This is a genomic window from Streptomyces sp. NPDC027185 (assembly GCF_055567035.1).
The window spans coordinates 127,485-142,152 of the sequence record NZ_JBVHRF010000003.1 but is presented as its reverse complement, the minus strand read 5'-3'; the positions used below and the strand labels follow the sequence as shown (position 1 = coordinate 142,152).

Sequence of the window (14,668 nt, the reverse complement as noted above, 5' to 3'; positions counted from 1 at the left end):
TCCTGGAGCGGCAGTTGGCGCATCACCGTACACGGCGGTCCGGCCGGCCGCACCACCTGACCGGCGGCTCGTTCCGGTGCGGGCGCACGGCCACGGGCCCGCTGCGGCCGGGGTGGCGCGGGCATCCTGACCGTGCTGCGCGACTTCGCCGTCGCCCACGACGACCTGCCCGGCACCGACAGGCCGTACCTGGTCTCGAACACCGGCCGCCTCCCTCACCGGCCGGTTCCCGGACAGGCCCGGTGGCCGGAGCCGCACCCTTGCGCGGACGCCTCCACGCCGCTCCCTCCCCGTATTTGTGAGAATACTGTGCGTGACGACGGGTAAGGCTTCCGGGCCCCGGAGCCCCTCTCTACGCTCCGGGACCCATGACAACGGAACACGCGCACGCGCAGCAGCCCGAGGCACGCGACGGACACAGCCGCAGACGCTTCCTGGCGGCGACCGGAGGAGCCGTCGCCACCGTCGTCGGCGGGGCGGCGGTCAGCGCCACGGGAGCCGCCGGCCGAGCGGCCGCCGCCCCCGCCGGCAAGCGCGTCGCCGTCCTCGGCGGCGGGGTCTCCGGCCTCAGCGCCGCCCACGAACTCGCCGAACGCGGCTACGCCGTCACGGTCTACGAGTACTACGACGTCCTCGGTGGCAAGGCCCGCTCGATGGACGTCCCCGGGACCGCGGCCGGCGGCCGCGCGCCGCTCCCCGGCGAACACGGCTTCCGCTTCTTCCCCGGCTTCTACCGGAACCTGCCGGACACCCTGCGCCGCATCCCCGTCCCCGGCAACCCCAACGGCGTCCACGACAACCTCCGCAGCGGTACGGAGGCACTGTTCGCCCGCGGCGCGGGCCGCCCGGACCTGCACTTCCCGCTGCGCCGGATCACCACGCCGCCGCGCCTCGGCGACCTCACCCCGTCCTGGCTGCGCGATCAGATCCTCTCGGTGCTGGACCTCACCACCCACCTGCCCGCCCACGAGGCCGCCTACTTCGCGGGCCGCCTCCTGGTCCACCTGACCAGCTGCGACGCCCGCCGCGAGGGCCAGTGGGAGGACGTCACCTGGTGGAACTTCATCCGGGCCGGTGAGATGAGCCGCGAGTACCAGGTGCTCCTCGGCATCGGCCAGACCCGTAACCTCGTCGCCACCCGCGCCGAGATCGCCTCCACCCGCACCGTCGGCCGCGTCATCATCGAAGCGCTCCTCCTGTGGGGCATGCTCGGCCGCGGCATGGACGGCGACGCGGACATCGACCGGGTGCTGAACGCCCCGACCAGCGAGGCGTGGATCGACCCCTGGGAGAGGCACTTGCGCTCCCTGGGCGTCGAGTTCGCCCTCGGCACCGAGGTCCGGGAGGTGCGGTACGACGACGGCCGGATCACCGGCGTACGGGTGGCGCCGCGCGAGGGCGGCCGGCCGCGCACCGTCACCGCCGACCACTACGTCTCCGCGCTCCCCGTCGAGCACGCCCGCGCCACCTGGGGCCCGGCCCTGCGCGCCGCCGATCCACAGCTCGGACGGTGCGACGCGCTGAAGACGGACTGGATGACCGGTGTGATGTTCTACCTCCGCACCCCCACCCCCGTCGTCCACGGCCACATCAACTGCCTCGACTCCCCCTGGGCGGTCACCGCGATCGGCCAGGCACAGTTCTGGGACGGCCGGGACTTCGCCCGCGACTACGGGGACGGCCGGGCCCGCGACTGCCTGTCCACGATCATCTCCGAGTGGGACAAGCCCGGCATCCTGTACGGCAAGACGGCCCGCGAGTGCACCAAGGACGAGATCGTCGCCGAACTGTGGGCCCAGCTGAAGGACGGGCTGAACGACTCCGGCAGGACGACGCTCAGGGACGAGGACCGCCTCGGCTGGTTCATGGACCCGGCCGTGACGGACCTCGGCGGCCCCCACCCGCGCAACCGCGAACAGCTCCTGATCCATCCCACCGGCACCCTCCGCCACCGCCCGTCGGCGAGAACCGCGATCCCGAACTTCTTCCTCGCGGGCGACTACGTCCGCACCGACGTCGACCTGGCGACCATGGAAGGCGCCAACGAATCCGCCCGGCGCGCCGTCAACGCCCTGCTGGACGCGGACGGTTCGCCCGCCGAGCGGTGCCGCGTCCAGGAGCTGTACCGGCCGCCGGAGCTGGAGCCCCTCAAGCGCGTCGACGAGGCGCGCTACCGCCTGGGGCTGCCCAACACCTTCGATCTCGGTTAGGAAGTCCGAGCCGGGTGCGCCGGGGCAGGAGCCGGGCGGAGCGGCCGTCGCTCCACGCGGCGTCCGGCGCACCCCCGTGTGTGTCCGCGACGGTGCTCGGGCCGGGCCTGGGGGAAGCTGGCGGCATGAGTGATCCGATGACGGACCCGGCCCCGCCGCACGACCGGTGTCCGGCTCCCGCCGCCCCGCGCGCGAAGTGCCCGGTACGGCGGATGCCGGCCGGGCCGGGCGGGCGCGGCGGTTATCTGGTGACGGGGTTCGAGGAGGCGCGGGAGGCGCTCGCCGACCCGCGGCTGTCGAAGGACACCGCGGCGTTCTTCGCGGGCAAGGAGTCGCCGCGCCGCCTCCACCCGGCCGTCGCGCGGAGCATGCCGGCCACCGATCCGCCGGCCCACACCCGGCTGCGCAAGCTGGTGACCGGCTCGTTCACCACGCGCGCGGTGGAGGAGCTGCGGCCGTTCATCGCCCGGACCGCCGACGCGCTCATGGACCGGTGGCCCGCCGAGGGTCCGGTCGACCTCGTCGCGGAGCTGGCGGTGCCGCTCCCCGTCATCGTGATCTGCGAGTTGCTCGGGGTTCCCGAGCCGGACCGCGCGGTGGTCCGCAGGTGGTCCGGTGAGCTGTTCGCCGCCGGGGCGCCCGACGTCATCGACGCCGCCTCGCACTCCCTGGCCGATTACATGACGAGGCTGATCGCCGACCGCCGCGCCCGGCCGGGGAACGCGCTGCTCGACCGCCTCATCGCGGCCCGCGACGGGGATGACCGGCTCTCCGAGGAGGAGTTGGTGTCCCTGGGCGTGCTCCTCCTGGTCGCCGGCCACGAGACGACGGGAAACTTCCTCGGCAACGCCGTGCTGGCCCTGCTCCGCAACCCGTCGGCACTGCGGAACCTGCGCCAGAACCCCGGCAGGATCGCCGCGTCCCTCGATGAGCTGCTGCGGTACGACTCGCCCGTCGCCACCGCGACGTTCCGGTTCACCACCGAAGCCGTCACGCTCGGCGGCGTCCGCATCCCCGCGGGCGAGCCGGTGCTGATCGCTCTCGGTGCCGCCAACCGCGATCCGGAGCGCTGGCCCGCGCCGGACGAGCTGGATCTCGGCCGGAGCGCCGCCGGTCATCTGGGCTTCGGACACGGCGTCCACCGGTGCGTGGGGGCGCCCCTCGCCGCGGCGGAGGCGGACATCGCGCTGCGGCAGCTGCTCACCCGGTTCCCCGGCATCCGGCTCGCGGTGCCGGACGAGCGGCTCACCTGGCGCAGGACCCGCCTGGTGCGGGGGCTCACGGCGCTACCGGTCCTGGTGTCCCCCGTCTGAGGGCCGCGGCGCGGCGCAGGCACGCCGCGGCCGGGCCCCGTACGGTTCTGGCCGCCGCGCCGTCCGGACCGGCGGCGCGCCCCGGCGCCGCCCCGTGGCCGCGGAGTCCGGCCGGGTCCTGGGTGCCGGAAGTCCCGGTGGTCTCGGCGGAACGGGGGGCGCCGGGGCGCCGCCGGTGGGTCAGACGGTGAGGAAGGGCTTCTCCCCGGCGATGTTCATGCGGTGCATCAGCCGCTCGTGCGGGAAGTAGTCGGCCACCGCGAGGTGCTGGGTGCAGCGGTTGTCCCAGACCAGGAGGTCGCCGGTGGCCCAGCGGTGCCGGTAGATGATCTCGTTGGTCTCGATGTGCCGGTACAGCAGCTCCAGGATCGCCCGGCTCTCGGCGTCGGTCACCCCGTTGATCCGCGTCACGTACGGGTGGGAGAGGTAGAGCGCCTTCTTCCCGGTGACCGGGTGGGTCCGGACCAGGGGGTGGTCCATGGGCGGGTGGTCGGCGAACTGCTCGTCCGGGTCGATGCCCTGCTTCCGGAGCGAGCGCTGGAGGTTGGCGTAGTCCGGGCCGAACGCCTTGCGTACGTCGTGCACCGCGGTGAGCTGGAGGACCAGCTCCTGCACGGGCGCGGAGAGCGTCTCGAAAGCGAGATACATGTTGGAGTACAGGGTGTCGCCCCCGACGTCGGGGGTCTTCTTGGCGTACAGCACGGTGCCGAGCGGGGGCTCCGCCCAGCCGCTGTTGTCGGTGTGCCAGTCGTTGAGCCCCGGCGGCTTCTGCTCGTTGTTGTGGAGCACCATGCACTCGGGGTGGCCGGGCAGCGTCATGTTCAGCAGGTGGCTGTGTTCAAGCAGGTCACCGAACCGGCCGGCGAAGCGTTTCTGCTGCTCAACGGTCAGGTCCTGACCCGGGAGAACCAGCACGTTGTACCGGTGGAAGGCGTCGTGGATGACCTGCCACGCCTCGTCGGTGAGGTCCTGCGACAGATCGACGTCGAGGACCCGCGCGCCGATGGCCGGGCTGACCGGCACCACGGTCGGAAGGGAGCGGCTCATATCTCCTCGTACCTTGCCTTTCTGAAGAGTTGCGAAGAGTTGCTTCTGGTTCTGGACGGAAGGGGGCCCGGCCGATCGGCGGGCCGGGGGGCGCGGGAGTCGTCCGGTGCCCCGGGCGCTATCCCGCGGGGAGGGCGGCGGCCGCCTCCCGGGGCGTCGCGGACGCGCTCCCCGGTTCCATGGCGGCGGCGAAGGTGCGCAGCAGCACGGCGGGGTCGATCACGCCGCCGCTGACGACGGCGCAGGGCCGGCGCCAGCCGTGTGCCGGGGCGTACTTGCGCAGGGCGGCGTACGCGGCCGCGCCCGCCCCCTCGCAGACGATCTTGTCGGTGAACGCCAGGGACGACAGCGCGTCCCCGATCTCCTGCGGCGTCACGGTGAAGGCCCCGGCCAGCATGTCCTTGACCCGGTGGAACTGGAAGGGGAGGACGAAGCTGGCGCCGATGCCGTCGACGAAGCTGTGCTCGTACGGCACATCCGTGGGGCGGCCCGCCCGCAGGGACGCGGTCAGGGGGGCGCCTGTGCTGACCTCCACGGCGTGGACCGGCACGGAACTGCCGGCCTCCCGCAGGAAGGAGGCGAGGCTGTAGACGAGGTTGCCGCCACCGTACGGGACCAGGAGCGCGTCGATGGACGGCTGGTCCTGGAGGATCTCCCGCGCGAGGGTGGCGATGCCGAGCGAGGCGTAGGCGTTGCTCTCGGAGGAGAGGAAGAAGCCGGGGTGCCCGGGGTAGTACGAGCTGACCATCGTCTGCCGCCAGGTCGGGTACGGGACCTCGACGATCTGCGACTTGGGGTTGTAGTGGTAGATCTGGCTGCGCTTGGCGGCCGCGATGGACTCCGGCACCACGACGGTGTATTCGAGGTCCAGTTCCGCGGTGGCGTGGGCGAGTCCCTGCGCGAAATTTCCCGAACTGCAGGTCACCACTCCGTGATCCTGGATGTGGCGCCACACCTCGGGCCGGAACCTGCGGTAGCCGTGGAGCGCGCTCAGCGCCCCTCTGACCTTGAAGGAGTCGGTGACCTGGAGGTTCTCGCACTTGAGGTACGCCTCGGCCGAGCCGGGCGCCTTGGAGCGCAGCAGGGGGGTGTGCCGGATGTGCGGGCCGATGAGTTCGTGGATGTCCCGGACGGCCTCGGGGGAAAAGGTGACGTCGGGAGCCGGCGCGTTGGTCACGGCAGCTCCACCGTCGGATAGCTGAATTCCTCGACCAGGCCGAGGCGGCGGGCTATCGCCTTGCTCGCCTGCTTGTGCTCGGAGAAGGTCATGACGGACCGCAGGCCCCGCTCCGTGCCCCAGCGGCTGACGTGCGCCGCCAGCGCCGTGGCCAGTCCCCGGCCACGGTGGTCGGGGTGGGTGCGGAAGCCCAGTTCGATCAGGTCCCCGCCGATGACGCCGTGGGCGTCCGCCGCGATCCGTCCGTCGCGGTGGAGGGCGAAGCCGATGCCGTGCTCGGCGTAGTCGGCCGCGGAGCCGAAGATGCTGCGGGCCATCGGGGAGTCGAGCCGGGCGAAGGTCGCACCGTCGATTCCGGCGAGCCCGTACCCGTCCGGGAATTCCACGGCGGGCGCGATCCAGTCCGGCGAGGGCGGCTGGCCCCATTGCAGACGCCGGGCCGGGGTGAACCCGGCATCCACCGCCGACGCGTCGGCGCCGGGCTCGGGCGGATGGACGAGTTGGACCTCGCCATCCCCCTTGAGCAGGTCGTATGCCGTACGGAAGAAGGCCGGGGACATCGTTCCGGCCGCGAAGCAGAAGGGCGAGGCGGTGGCGATCAAGCACGCCACGGGGGTGCCGTGACCGGGATCCGCCCAGACACGGCCCGGTATCTTCCCTTGCAGGACAGCATGCACAAAGGCCAGATTCGGGTATGAAGGCCCGAATAACGGCGCGACGCGCGCGCGGTCCTGCCTCTCTAACTTGACCAGCACTGCGTGGTCCGCCTTTCTAAAAAACTAGACAGATTCCGTATATCGCTTTTAGCGCCACAAAGGCTGTGATAGCCGGTAGGCAAGACCGAGCGTGACGCACGAAGGCCGGCCACGACAGGACGTATCCGGCCACAGTCACCGCACGCCGTCCGAATCGCCGCCTTCGGGCTGTGATCCCACGCACCCCCGAAAGCCCCGGCGGCACACCGGCGAACGCCCCGGAACCCCGCCCCTCACGGCCGGTGAATCCCCCTGAGGGAACACGTGCGGCAGGGGCGCCAGGTTCCCGCTTTCGCCAAAAGCTTTGGCCTCACCTTGTACGTCGAGTGAGATTCTGCGGGTGCGCGTCGACCTGCGGGTGTCCGGGCGGTGTCGGGCCGGGGAGCGGCAACCGGCCGGGCGGCTACGCGAAAGAGCGCGGGTGCGCCGTGACCGCGCGCGAATACCACCGGCGCCGGCGCCCGATCACCCGCCCCGCGTACGCCTCACGGCGGCAAACGCGGCCGGAGCGGCGGCGCCGCAGGCCTTACGGGGACGGAGCGTCAGCCTTGCGCGTCCCCGGGCAACGCCCCTCAGTGGCCGCGCCGCACCCGGGCCGCCTTGTGGGCCTCGGCGAGCTTACGGGCCTCGTTCGCCTTACGGGACGACTTGCCGCCGGCGCCGCGGGTGCTGCCCTTTCCGGTACCCAGGCCCCGGAAGGGCACGTTGGTGTTCTTGGGGCGGGGAGCGGCGGGCGCGCCGTCGAGCGGGGTGCCGGAGGGGGCCTTGGCGCCGGTGATCCGGCTCAGCTCCGCCTCGCCCGAGCGCACCTTGGTCACCGTCGGCTCGATACCGGCCCCGGTCATCAGCCGGACCGTCTCCCGGCGCTGCCCCGGCAGCACCAGCGTGACGACACGGCCGGACTCCCCGGCCCTGGCGGTGCGGCCCGCACGGTGGACGTAGTCCTTGGGATCGGTGGGCGGATCGACGTTCACCACGAGGTCGAGGGCGTCGACGTGCAGACCGCGGGCCGCGACATCGGTCGCCACCAGGACGCTGACCTGGCCGTTCCTGAACTGCGCGAGGGTCCGGGTGCGCTGCGGCTGGGACTTTCCGCTGTGCAGGGCGGCGGCGTGCACCCCGCTGGCCCGCAGATGCCGGGTGAGCTGGTCGACGGCGTGCTTGGTGTCGAGGAACAGCAGGACGCGGCCGTCGCGGGCGGCGATCTCCGTGGTGACGGCATACCGGTCGGGACCGTGCACGACCAGCACATGGTGGTCGAGCGTGGTGACGGCGCCCGCCGACGGATCGACGGAGTGGACGACCGGATCGTGTAGGTGACCGCGGACCAACTGGTCGACGTCGCCGTCCAAGGTGGCCGAGAACAGCATCCGCTGGCCCTCGGGGTGCACCTGGTCGAGCACCTCGGTGACCTGCGGCAGGAAGCCCATGTCACACATCTGGTCGGCCTCGTCGAGGACGGTGATCCGTACCCGGCCCAGGCGGCAGGCCCGGCGCTCGATGAGGTCGTGCAGGCGGCCGGGCGTGGCGACGACGACCTCGGCGCCGTCGCGCAGCGCGGCGACCTGCCGGCCGACCGACAGACCACCGACGACCGTGGCCATCCGCAGGCGGAGCGCGTCGGCGTACGGGGCGAGCGCCTCGGTCACCTGCTGGGCCAGTTCCCGGGTGGGCACCAGGATCAGCGCGAGGGGCTGCTTGGGCTCCGCGCGCCGCCCCGCGGTCCGGATGAGCAGCGGCAGGCCGAAGGCGAGTGTCTTACCCGATCCCGTGCGTCCGCGTCCCAGGACGTCGCGTCCCGCGAGGGCGCTGGGCAAGGTGGCCGCCTGGATCGGGAACGGCCGGTGCACACCGCGTTCGGTGAGGATGCGCAGCACCTCGGCGGGAAGTTCCAGGTCGGCGAAGGTCACCGGGGGCGCCGTCGGGGCGGGGCCGTCGGCGGTGGAGGTGCCGAGGTGGTCCGGGTGGTTCATGAAGAGCCTTCCGCAGAGGGACATACCGAGGAAGGCCCGGCAGGAGTGACGGGCGGCCGGTGAGCGGGGCGGAACCGCATGCGCGCGGATCGCCGCACGTCACGGCCGTCCAAACGTTTGAGATTAACACAGAGCGACAATTCGCCCCGGGCTGGTGATCACGCCGGACCCGCGCCGCGCCGCCTCGCGCGGCGCGGGGCCGCCGCGCGCCCCGGCCGGGGGCCGGACTTCCCCCGAAAGCGCCCGGCGACACCTGGAAATCCCGCAATGTGTCCGCAATAAATATCCATCTGCCGAGACGACGATTGACCCGTTCCGGAAGGCGCGGATACGTTCGGCGACATGTTGACGCCAGCCTTGCTCACGACGCGTGGTCACATCGACCTGCTGCGAGTGACCTCCGCCGCGTGTCGTCGCGGCGGCGCGCGGGGCTGTGCGTTGCGGTGTTGCGACGATGGTGGATTCACTCCCCTTTACGGCTGCTGACGGCCCGTCGGCGCTGTACGTGAACTGACCACCGAAAAGCGTCACAAGCGTCCACCGCACCCCCCTTTCTTGGCCTTCTTCTCCTTCTCCTCCCTCCCTTTTCCGCTCCTTTCGCCTCGCGCCGGTCCGCGGTGCCGTGGATTTTCTCGTTCTGTTGCCGTGGGTTTTCTCGTGCTGCGGCTCGGAGTGCACGCGAGTCCGCACGAGTTCGCGCCCGGAATGCCGTGCCGGAGCGATGTGCAGAAATTCATCGCCGCGTTCGGACCGCTCTCCCGCGGTCACCGGTATCGGCGAAGAGCGGCTCCCCCTTTTCTCTCCGGCGGGCCTTTCCACAGGATCGGCGCCCGTCCCCCCTCCCCTGGAGTTTTCGATGAGTCTCGACCTCGATCGGTCCGCCGCCGGACCGGCCCCGCCCCGTGGAACCGGTGCCCCGGGGAGCCGGCGGGAGGCGGCGCCCGTGGCGGAACCCCCCGCCCGGCAGGTGGCGTTGGAGCCGGTCGTGGCGGTGTCGGCGCGGCGGCTCCGGGTGCCGCGGTGGCTGCGGCGGGCGGTGGGACCGGTAACGCTGCTGGTCGTGTGGCAGATGCTCAGTGCCACGGGGGCGCTCCAGGAGGATGTGCTCGCCTCGCCCGGCACCATCGCGCGGACCGCCGCGGGGCTCGTGGCGGACGGGACGCTGCCGTCGGCGATGGCGGTGTCCTTGCAGCGGGTCGCGGTCGGACTGTTGATCGGCGGGGTCGCCGGGATCGTACTGGCGCTGCTTTCCGGGCTCTCGCGGTTCGGGGAGGATCTGATCGACGCCACGGTGCAGATGCTGCGCTCCATTCCGTGGGTCGGAGTCATTCCGCTCTTCATCATCTGGCTGGGCATCGGCGAGGCGCCGAAGATCGCACTGATCGCGTTGGGCGTGGCCTTCCATCTGTATCTGAACGTGTACGCCGGAATCCGCGGCGTGGACGCACAATTGGTGGAGGCGGGGACGTCGTTGGGGCTCGGGCGGTGGGGGCTCGTACGGCATGTGGTGCTGCCGGGGGCGTTGCCCGGCGCGATGACCGGGCTGCGGTATTCCCTGGCGACCGCGTGGCTGGCGCTGGTCTTCGGTGAGCAGGTGAACGCCGATGACGGTCTCGGATTTCTGATGAATCAGGCCCGGGAGTTCTTCCGTACCGATGTGATCGTGGTGTGCCTGGTGGTGTACGCGATTCTCGGTCTGCTCGCCGATTTCCTCGTCCGTACCCTGGAAAGGCTGTTGCTGCAATGGCGACCGACATTCACCGGAAAGTGAGCACCTCGAAAGGTGAGGACGGGCATCCGGCGGCGGCCGTACGCGCCCGGGGGCTGGTGCGGGAGTTCGGCGGACGGCGGGTCATCGACGATCTTCAACTGACGCTGGAGCCGGGCGAGTTCGTGGCTCTGCTGGGCCGGAGCGGGTGCGGGAAGTCCACGCTGCTGCGGGTGCTGGCGGGGCTCGACCGGGAGATCGGCGGCGAGGTGTGGGTACCGCGCCGTAAGGCGGTGGCGTTCCAGGCACCGCGGCTGATGCCCTGGAAGAAGGTGTGGCGCAATGTACTGCTGGGGCTGCCGGGGCGGCCTGAACGCGCCGTGGCGGAGCGGGCGTTGGCGGAGGTCGGACTCGGCCACCGGTCCGACGCCTGGCCGCGGACGCTCTCCGGAGGTGAGGCGCAGCGCGCCTCGCTGGCGCGGGCGCTGGTGCGGGAGCCGGATCTGCTGCTGCTCGACGAGCCGTTCGGCGCGCTGGACGCGCTGACCCGGATCACGGCGCAGCGGCTGGTCGCGGACGTGTGGCGGCAGCGGGGCTGCGCGGTGTTGCTGGTCACCCATGACGTGGACGAGGCGTTGCTGCTCGCGGACCGCGCGCTGGTGATGGACGGCGGCCGGATCGCGTACGAGACACCGGTGGCGCTGCCGAGGCCGCGTACGCCCGCCGATCCCGCCTTCGCGGAGTTGCGTGCCCGGTTGCTGGACCGCCTCGGTGTGGCGGAGCCGGCGGGTGGCGAGGACACGGCGCCCGTGGCCGCCGGGAAGGAGCCCGTCGCGGCGGGCGGAGCGGAGCGATGACGGTGGCGAGAGAACGGAACGGACGGATGAGAGCACGTGTGCGGCGGCTGACCGCGCCCGCCCTGCTGGTGCCGCTCGCGGCGTTGCTGGCCGCCTGCGGCGGTGCATCGCGGGCGGACGGCGCGGCCGGCGGGACGGGCGGCGATGTCGACGGCAAGGGGTCCCTGACCCTCAACGTCGGTGATCAGAAGGGTGGTTCGGAGGCGATCCTGCGGGCCGCCGGGGAGCTGGACGACCTCACGTACAAGATCAAGTGGTCGACGTTCACGTCCGGGCCGCCACTGCTGGAGGCGGTGAACGCCGGTGCCGTGGACATCGGCGGGGTGGGCAACACTCCCCCGGTGTTCGCCGCGGCGGCCAAGTCGAAGATCAAGGTCGTGGCCGGGGCGCACAGCCGCGCCGAGGGCGACGCGCTGCTGGTGCGCAAGGACTCACCGCTGACCCGGACCACGCAGCTCAAGGGCGCGTCGATCGCGGTGGCACAGGGCAGTTCGGCCCACTACCAACTCCTCGCGCAGCTGCGGAAGGCGGGCCTCACGCCGAAGGACGTCACGCTGAACTACCTCCAGCCGGCCGACGCGCTGGCCGCGTTCACCCGCGGCAAGGTCGACGCCTGGGCGATCTGGGACCCGTACACCTCGCAGGCGCTGGATCAGGCCGGTGCGCGGGTGCTCGCCACCGGGCAGGGCGTGGTCAACGGGCTGAGCTTCCAGGTGGCCGCGCCCGCCGCGCTCGGCGACGCGAAGAAGGCGGCGGCGCTGAAGGACTACGTCGAGCGGCTGCGCCGGGCGCAGGACTGGGTGTACGCGCACCCGGACGCCTGGGCGAAGGTGTGGGCGCGGGAGACCGGGATGCCGCGGAAGGTGGCGCTGGACGCGGTCAGGCGCACCCGGGGCACGGCCGTGCAGGTCGCCCTGGACAAAGCGGCCGTCGCCTCCGAGCAGCGGATCGTCGACGCCTTCGCCCGCGCGGGGCTGATCCCCCGCTCCTTCGACTTCGGGGAGTTCGTCGACCCCCGTTTCAACCGCGATCTGCCGCCTTCGGGTACGGCGCCGCGTTCCTACGGAAAGGCCCACTGACATGTCCGTACATCTGCACTGGTTCCTGCCGACCGGCGGCGACGGGCGCACCCTGGTCGACCGGCACGCCTACACCGACGGCGGTATCAAGCGTGACCGGATCACACCGGTCAGCGGGGTGCGCGCGCCCGATGTCGCATACCTGGCGCAGATCGCCAAGGCGGCCGAGCAGCTGGGGTTCGAGGCGGTGCTCACGCCGACCGGCACCTGGTGCGAGGACGCCTGGCTGACGACGACGGCGCTGACGCAGGTCACCGACCGGCTGAAGTTCCTGGTGGCGTTCCGGCCCGGGGTGATCTCGCCGGTGCTGGCCGCGCAGATGGCCGCGACGTACCAGCGGCTCTCGCGCGGGCGGCTGCTGCTGAACGTGGTGACCGGCGGTGACTCCACCGAACAGAAGCGCTTCGGCGACCACCTCGACCACGACCGGCGCTACGCCCGCACCGATGAGTTCCTCCAGGTCGTACGGGGTGTGTGGAGCGGGCAGCCGTTCGACTTCCGCGGGGAGCACTACCAGGTGGAGGGCGGGCTGACGGCGCTGCCGCCGGACCCGCTGCCGCAGATCTTCTTCGGCGGTTCGTCGGCGGCGGCGGGTCCGGTCGCCGCACGGAACGTCGATGTGTATCTGACCTGGGGCGAGCCGCCGGAGCAGGTGCGGCAGAAGATCGAGTGGATCCGGGGGCTGGCCGAGAAGGAGGGCCGTACGGTCCGTTTCGGGATCCGGCTGCACACCATCTCCCGCGATTCGTCCAAGGAGGCGTGGGCGACCGCCGACCGGCTGCTGGGGGATCTGGATCCGGACACCGTGGCCGCCGCCCAGCAGGCCCTGGGCAAGAGCGAATCGGTGGGCCAGCAGCGGATGCTGGCGCTGCACGGCGGCTCCCGGGACAAGCTGGAGATCGCGCCGAACCTGTGGGCCGGTGTCGGTCTGGTCCGCGGCGGCGCCGGAACCGCGCTGGTCGGCAGCCATGCGGAGGTCGCCGACCGGATCGAGGAGTACCACGCGCTGGGCATCGAGCACTTCGTCCTGTCCGGCTACCCGCACCTGGAGGAGGCGTACTGGTTCGGCGAGGGCGTCCGCCCCGAGCTGGCCGCGCGCGGGCTGCTCGCCGGGATCCCCTCGCCACTGGAGGGCGTCCCGGCGGCCAACGGCCGTCCGGCGTCCGCGCCCGGCGGGGCGCCCCTGCTGGTCGCGGGCGGACGCTGAGCCATCGCTCCCCGGGGCGGCCGGATCCGTTCCGTCACACCGGTGACGGAACGGGAAGATCCGGCCGCCCCCGGCCGTTGGTGCGGGCATGGACGACAGCGGTGGGCCGGGCGCGGTGCGCGAAATCGAGGTGGCCGTCATCGGCGCAGGCCAGGCGGGACTGTCCGCCGCTTTCCACCTACGGCGGGCGGGTTACGCGCCCGACCGCGACACGGTGCTGCTCGACCACGCGCCGCACCCCGGCGGCGCCTGGCAGTTCCGCTGGCCCACGCTGACGTACGCGAAGGTGCACGGGATGCACGCGCTGCCGGGCATGGAGCTGACCGGCGCCGATCCGGCGCGCCCGTCGGCGGAGGTGATAGGCGGCTACTTCGCCCGTTACGAGGAGCGCTTCGGACTGCGTCCGCACCGTCCGGTGGAGGTGCCCGCGGTGCGGCCGGGGCCCGGCGGGCGGCTGCTGGTGGAGACGTCGGAGGGGACGTACGCGGCGCGCGGGCTGATCAACGCGACGGGCACCTGGGACCGGCCGTTCCTGCCGCGCCTGCCCGGCCAGGAACGCTTCCTCGGACGGCAGTTGCACAGCTCGCGGTACCCGGGGCCGGAGGAGTTCCGGGGCCGGCGGGTGGTGGTGATCGGCGGCGGAACGTCGGCGGTGCAGCAGCTGCTGGAGATCGCGCCGGTCGCGGCGGCCACGGTCTGGGTGACGCGGCGGCCACCGGTCTTCCGGGACGGCCCGTTCGGCGAGGCGGAGGGCCGGGCGGCGGTCGCCGCGGTGGCCGACCGGGTCCGCGAGGGGCTGCCGCCGCGCAGTGTGGTGAGCGTGACGGGGCTGCCCATGACGGAGGCGGTGCGCCGGGCCCGCGAGGACGGCGTGCTGCGCCGGCTGCCGATGTTCGAGCGGATCACCGAGGACGGTGTGGTCTGGGCCGACGGCCGCACCGTCGCCGCCGACACACTGCTGTACGCGACGGGGTTCCGCGCCGCGATCGGCCATCTCGCACCGCTGCGGCTGCGGGAGCCGGGCGGCGGCATCCGCCTGGCGGGGACGCGGGCGGTACGCGATCCGCGGGTGCATCTGGTGGGGTACGGGCCGTCTGCGAGCACGATCGGGGCGAATCGCGCGGGGCGGGCGGCCGTCCGCGAGCTGACACGGCTGCTGGGCGGTCCGCCGCAGCCGGCCGACGGGCGCGGGACGAACGGTCACGGTGGCAGCGCGCACGCGGATGACCCTGCGGAAAGGGAACACACGAACGCGGGAGCGAGTGTTCGCCAGAAGGCGTGATCGACCCCGAAAGTGGTTACCCGGACATCTCGCGCCGGGTGATGATTACGGGGCGCGAGT

11 protein-coding genes are annotated in these 14,668 nt (G+C 72.4%); 7 read left to right on the top strand and 4 right to left on the bottom strand.

Going from position 1 to position 14,668, the window contains the following annotated elements; genetic code table 11:
* Positions 1-368 precede the first annotated feature (368 nt).
* A complete protein-coding gene (locus tag ACZ4M8_RS11010; RefSeq protein ID WP_467605572.1) occupies positions 369-2,210 on the top strand; it encodes an FAD-dependent oxidoreductase in 1,842 nt (613 codons plus the stop codon).
* 125 nt (positions 2,211-2,335) lie between these two features.
* Positions 2,336-3,523 carry a cytochrome P450 family protein gene (locus tag ACZ4M8_RS11005; protein ID WP_467605570.1) on the top strand — a complete coding sequence of 396 codons (1,188 nt, stop codon included), beginning with the start codon at positions 2,336-2,338 and terminating at the stop codon, positions 3,521-3,523.
* Between the two features lie 180 nt (positions 3,524-3,703).
* Here the strand turns inward: ACZ4M8_RS11005 and ACZ4M8_RS11000 are convergent, their stop codons facing one another.
* From ACZ4M8_RS11000 to ACZ4M8_RS10985, 4 genes are all read right to left on the bottom strand, one after another.
* Positions 3,704-4,570: a TauD/TfdA dioxygenase family protein gene (locus tag ACZ4M8_RS11000; RefSeq protein ID WP_467605567.1), complete on the bottom strand. Its 867-nt coding sequence runs from the start codon at positions 4,568-4,570 to the stop codon at positions 3,704-3,706.
* 118 nt (positions 4,571-4,688) lie between these two features.
* On the bottom strand, positions 4,689-5,747 hold the full coding sequence (locus ACZ4M8_RS10995) for a pyridoxal-phosphate dependent enzyme (protein WP_467605565.1): 1,059 nt from the start codon (positions 5,745-5,747) through the stop codon (positions 4,689-4,691).
* Positions 5,744-6,358: a GNAT family N-acetyltransferase gene (locus tag ACZ4M8_RS10990; protein ID WP_467605562.1), complete on the bottom strand. Its 615-nt coding sequence runs from the start codon at positions 6,356-6,358 to the stop codon at positions 5,744-5,746. Before ACZ4M8_RS10990 ends, ACZ4M8_RS10995 begins: the two co-directional genes overlap by 4 nt.
* 716 nt (positions 6,359-7,074) lie before the next feature.
* Positions 7,075-8,475 (bottom strand): DEAD/DEAH box helicase, encoded by a 1,401-nt coding sequence (locus tag ACZ4M8_RS10985; protein ID WP_467605560.1) that lies wholly within the window; start codon positions 8,473-8,475, stop codon positions 7,075-7,077.
* 856 nt (positions 8,476-9,331) lie between these two features.
* Here ACZ4M8_RS10985 and ACZ4M8_RS10980 point away from each other — a divergent pair.
* The 5 genes from ACZ4M8_RS10980 to ACZ4M8_RS10960 all read left to right on the top strand — a co-directional run bounded on the left by ACZ4M8_RS10980 (position 9,332) and on the right by ACZ4M8_RS10960 (position 14,608).
* Positions 9,332-10,246, top strand: a complete 915-nt coding sequence (locus ACZ4M8_RS10980) for an ABC transporter permease (protein ID WP_467605558.1) — start codon at positions 9,332-9,334, stop codon at positions 10,244-10,246.
* The gene (locus ACZ4M8_RS10975; RefSeq protein ID WP_467605556.1) at positions 10,219-11,040 is read left to right on the top strand and encodes an ABC transporter ATP-binding protein; all 822 of its coding nucleotides are present in this window, start codon (positions 10,219-10,221) and stop codon (positions 11,038-11,040) included. Before ACZ4M8_RS10980 ends, ACZ4M8_RS10975 begins: the two co-directional genes overlap by 28 nt.
* 26 nt (positions 11,041-11,066) lie before the next feature.
* Positions 11,067-12,119 (top strand): ABC transporter substrate-binding protein, encoded by a 1,053-nt coding sequence (locus tag ACZ4M8_RS10970; protein ID WP_467605554.1) that lies wholly within the window; start codon positions 11,067-11,069, stop codon positions 12,117-12,119.
* A 1-nt stretch (position 12,120) separates the two neighbouring features.
* Positions 12,121-13,326 carry an LLM class flavin-dependent oxidoreductase gene (locus ACZ4M8_RS10965; protein WP_467605552.1) on the top strand — a complete coding sequence of 402 codons (1,206 nt, stop codon included), beginning with the start codon at positions 12,121-12,123 and terminating at the stop codon, positions 13,324-13,326.
* A gap of 88 nt (positions 13,327-13,414) precedes the next feature.
* Complete coding sequence (locus ACZ4M8_RS10960; RefSeq protein ID WP_467605549.1) at positions 13,415-14,608, top strand: NAD(P)-binding domain-containing protein; 1,194 nt, start codon at positions 13,415-13,417, stop codon at positions 14,606-14,608.
* The last annotated feature ends 60 nt before the right edge of the window (positions 14,609-14,668 follow it).

What these genes read in the sequence shown, in the direction of transcription:
- ACZ4M8_RS10970 (WP_467605554.1), top strand. Translation starts at nt 11,067, where the DNA reads ATGAGAGCACGTGTGCGGCGGCTGACCGCGCCCGCCCTGCTGGTGCCG.
- ACZ4M8_RS11010 (WP_467605572.1), top strand. Translation starts at nt 369, where the DNA reads ATGACAACGGAACACGCGCACGCGCAGCAGCCCGAGGCACGCGACGGA.
- ACZ4M8_RS10980 (WP_467605558.1), top strand. Translation starts at nt 9,332, where the DNA reads ATGAGTCTCGACCTCGATCGGTCCGCCGCCGGACCGGCCCCGCCCCGT.
- ACZ4M8_RS10985 (WP_467605560.1), bottom strand. Translation starts at nt 8,475, where the DNA reads ATGAACCACCCGGACCACCTCGGCACCTCCACCGCCGACGGCCCCGCC.
- ACZ4M8_RS11000 (WP_467605567.1), bottom strand. Translation starts at nt 4,570, where the DNA reads ATGAGCCGCTCCCTTCCGACCGTGGTGCCGGTCAGCCCGGCCATCGGC.
- ACZ4M8_RS10965 (WP_467605552.1), top strand. Translation starts at nt 12,121, where the DNA reads ATGTCCGTACATCTGCACTGGTTCCTGCCGACCGGCGGCGACGGGCGC.
- ACZ4M8_RS11005 (WP_467605570.1), top strand. Translation starts at nt 2,336, where the DNA reads ATGAGTGATCCGATGACGGACCCGGCCCCGCCGCACGACCGGTGTCCG.
- ACZ4M8_RS10960 (WP_467605549.1), top strand. Translation starts at nt 13,415, where the DNA reads ATGGACGACAGCGGTGGGCCGGGCGCGGTGCGCGAAATCGAGGTGGCC.
- ACZ4M8_RS10975 (WP_467605556.1), top strand. Translation starts at nt 10,219, where the DNA reads ATGGCGACCGACATTCACCGGAAAGTGAGCACCTCGAAAGGTGAGGAC.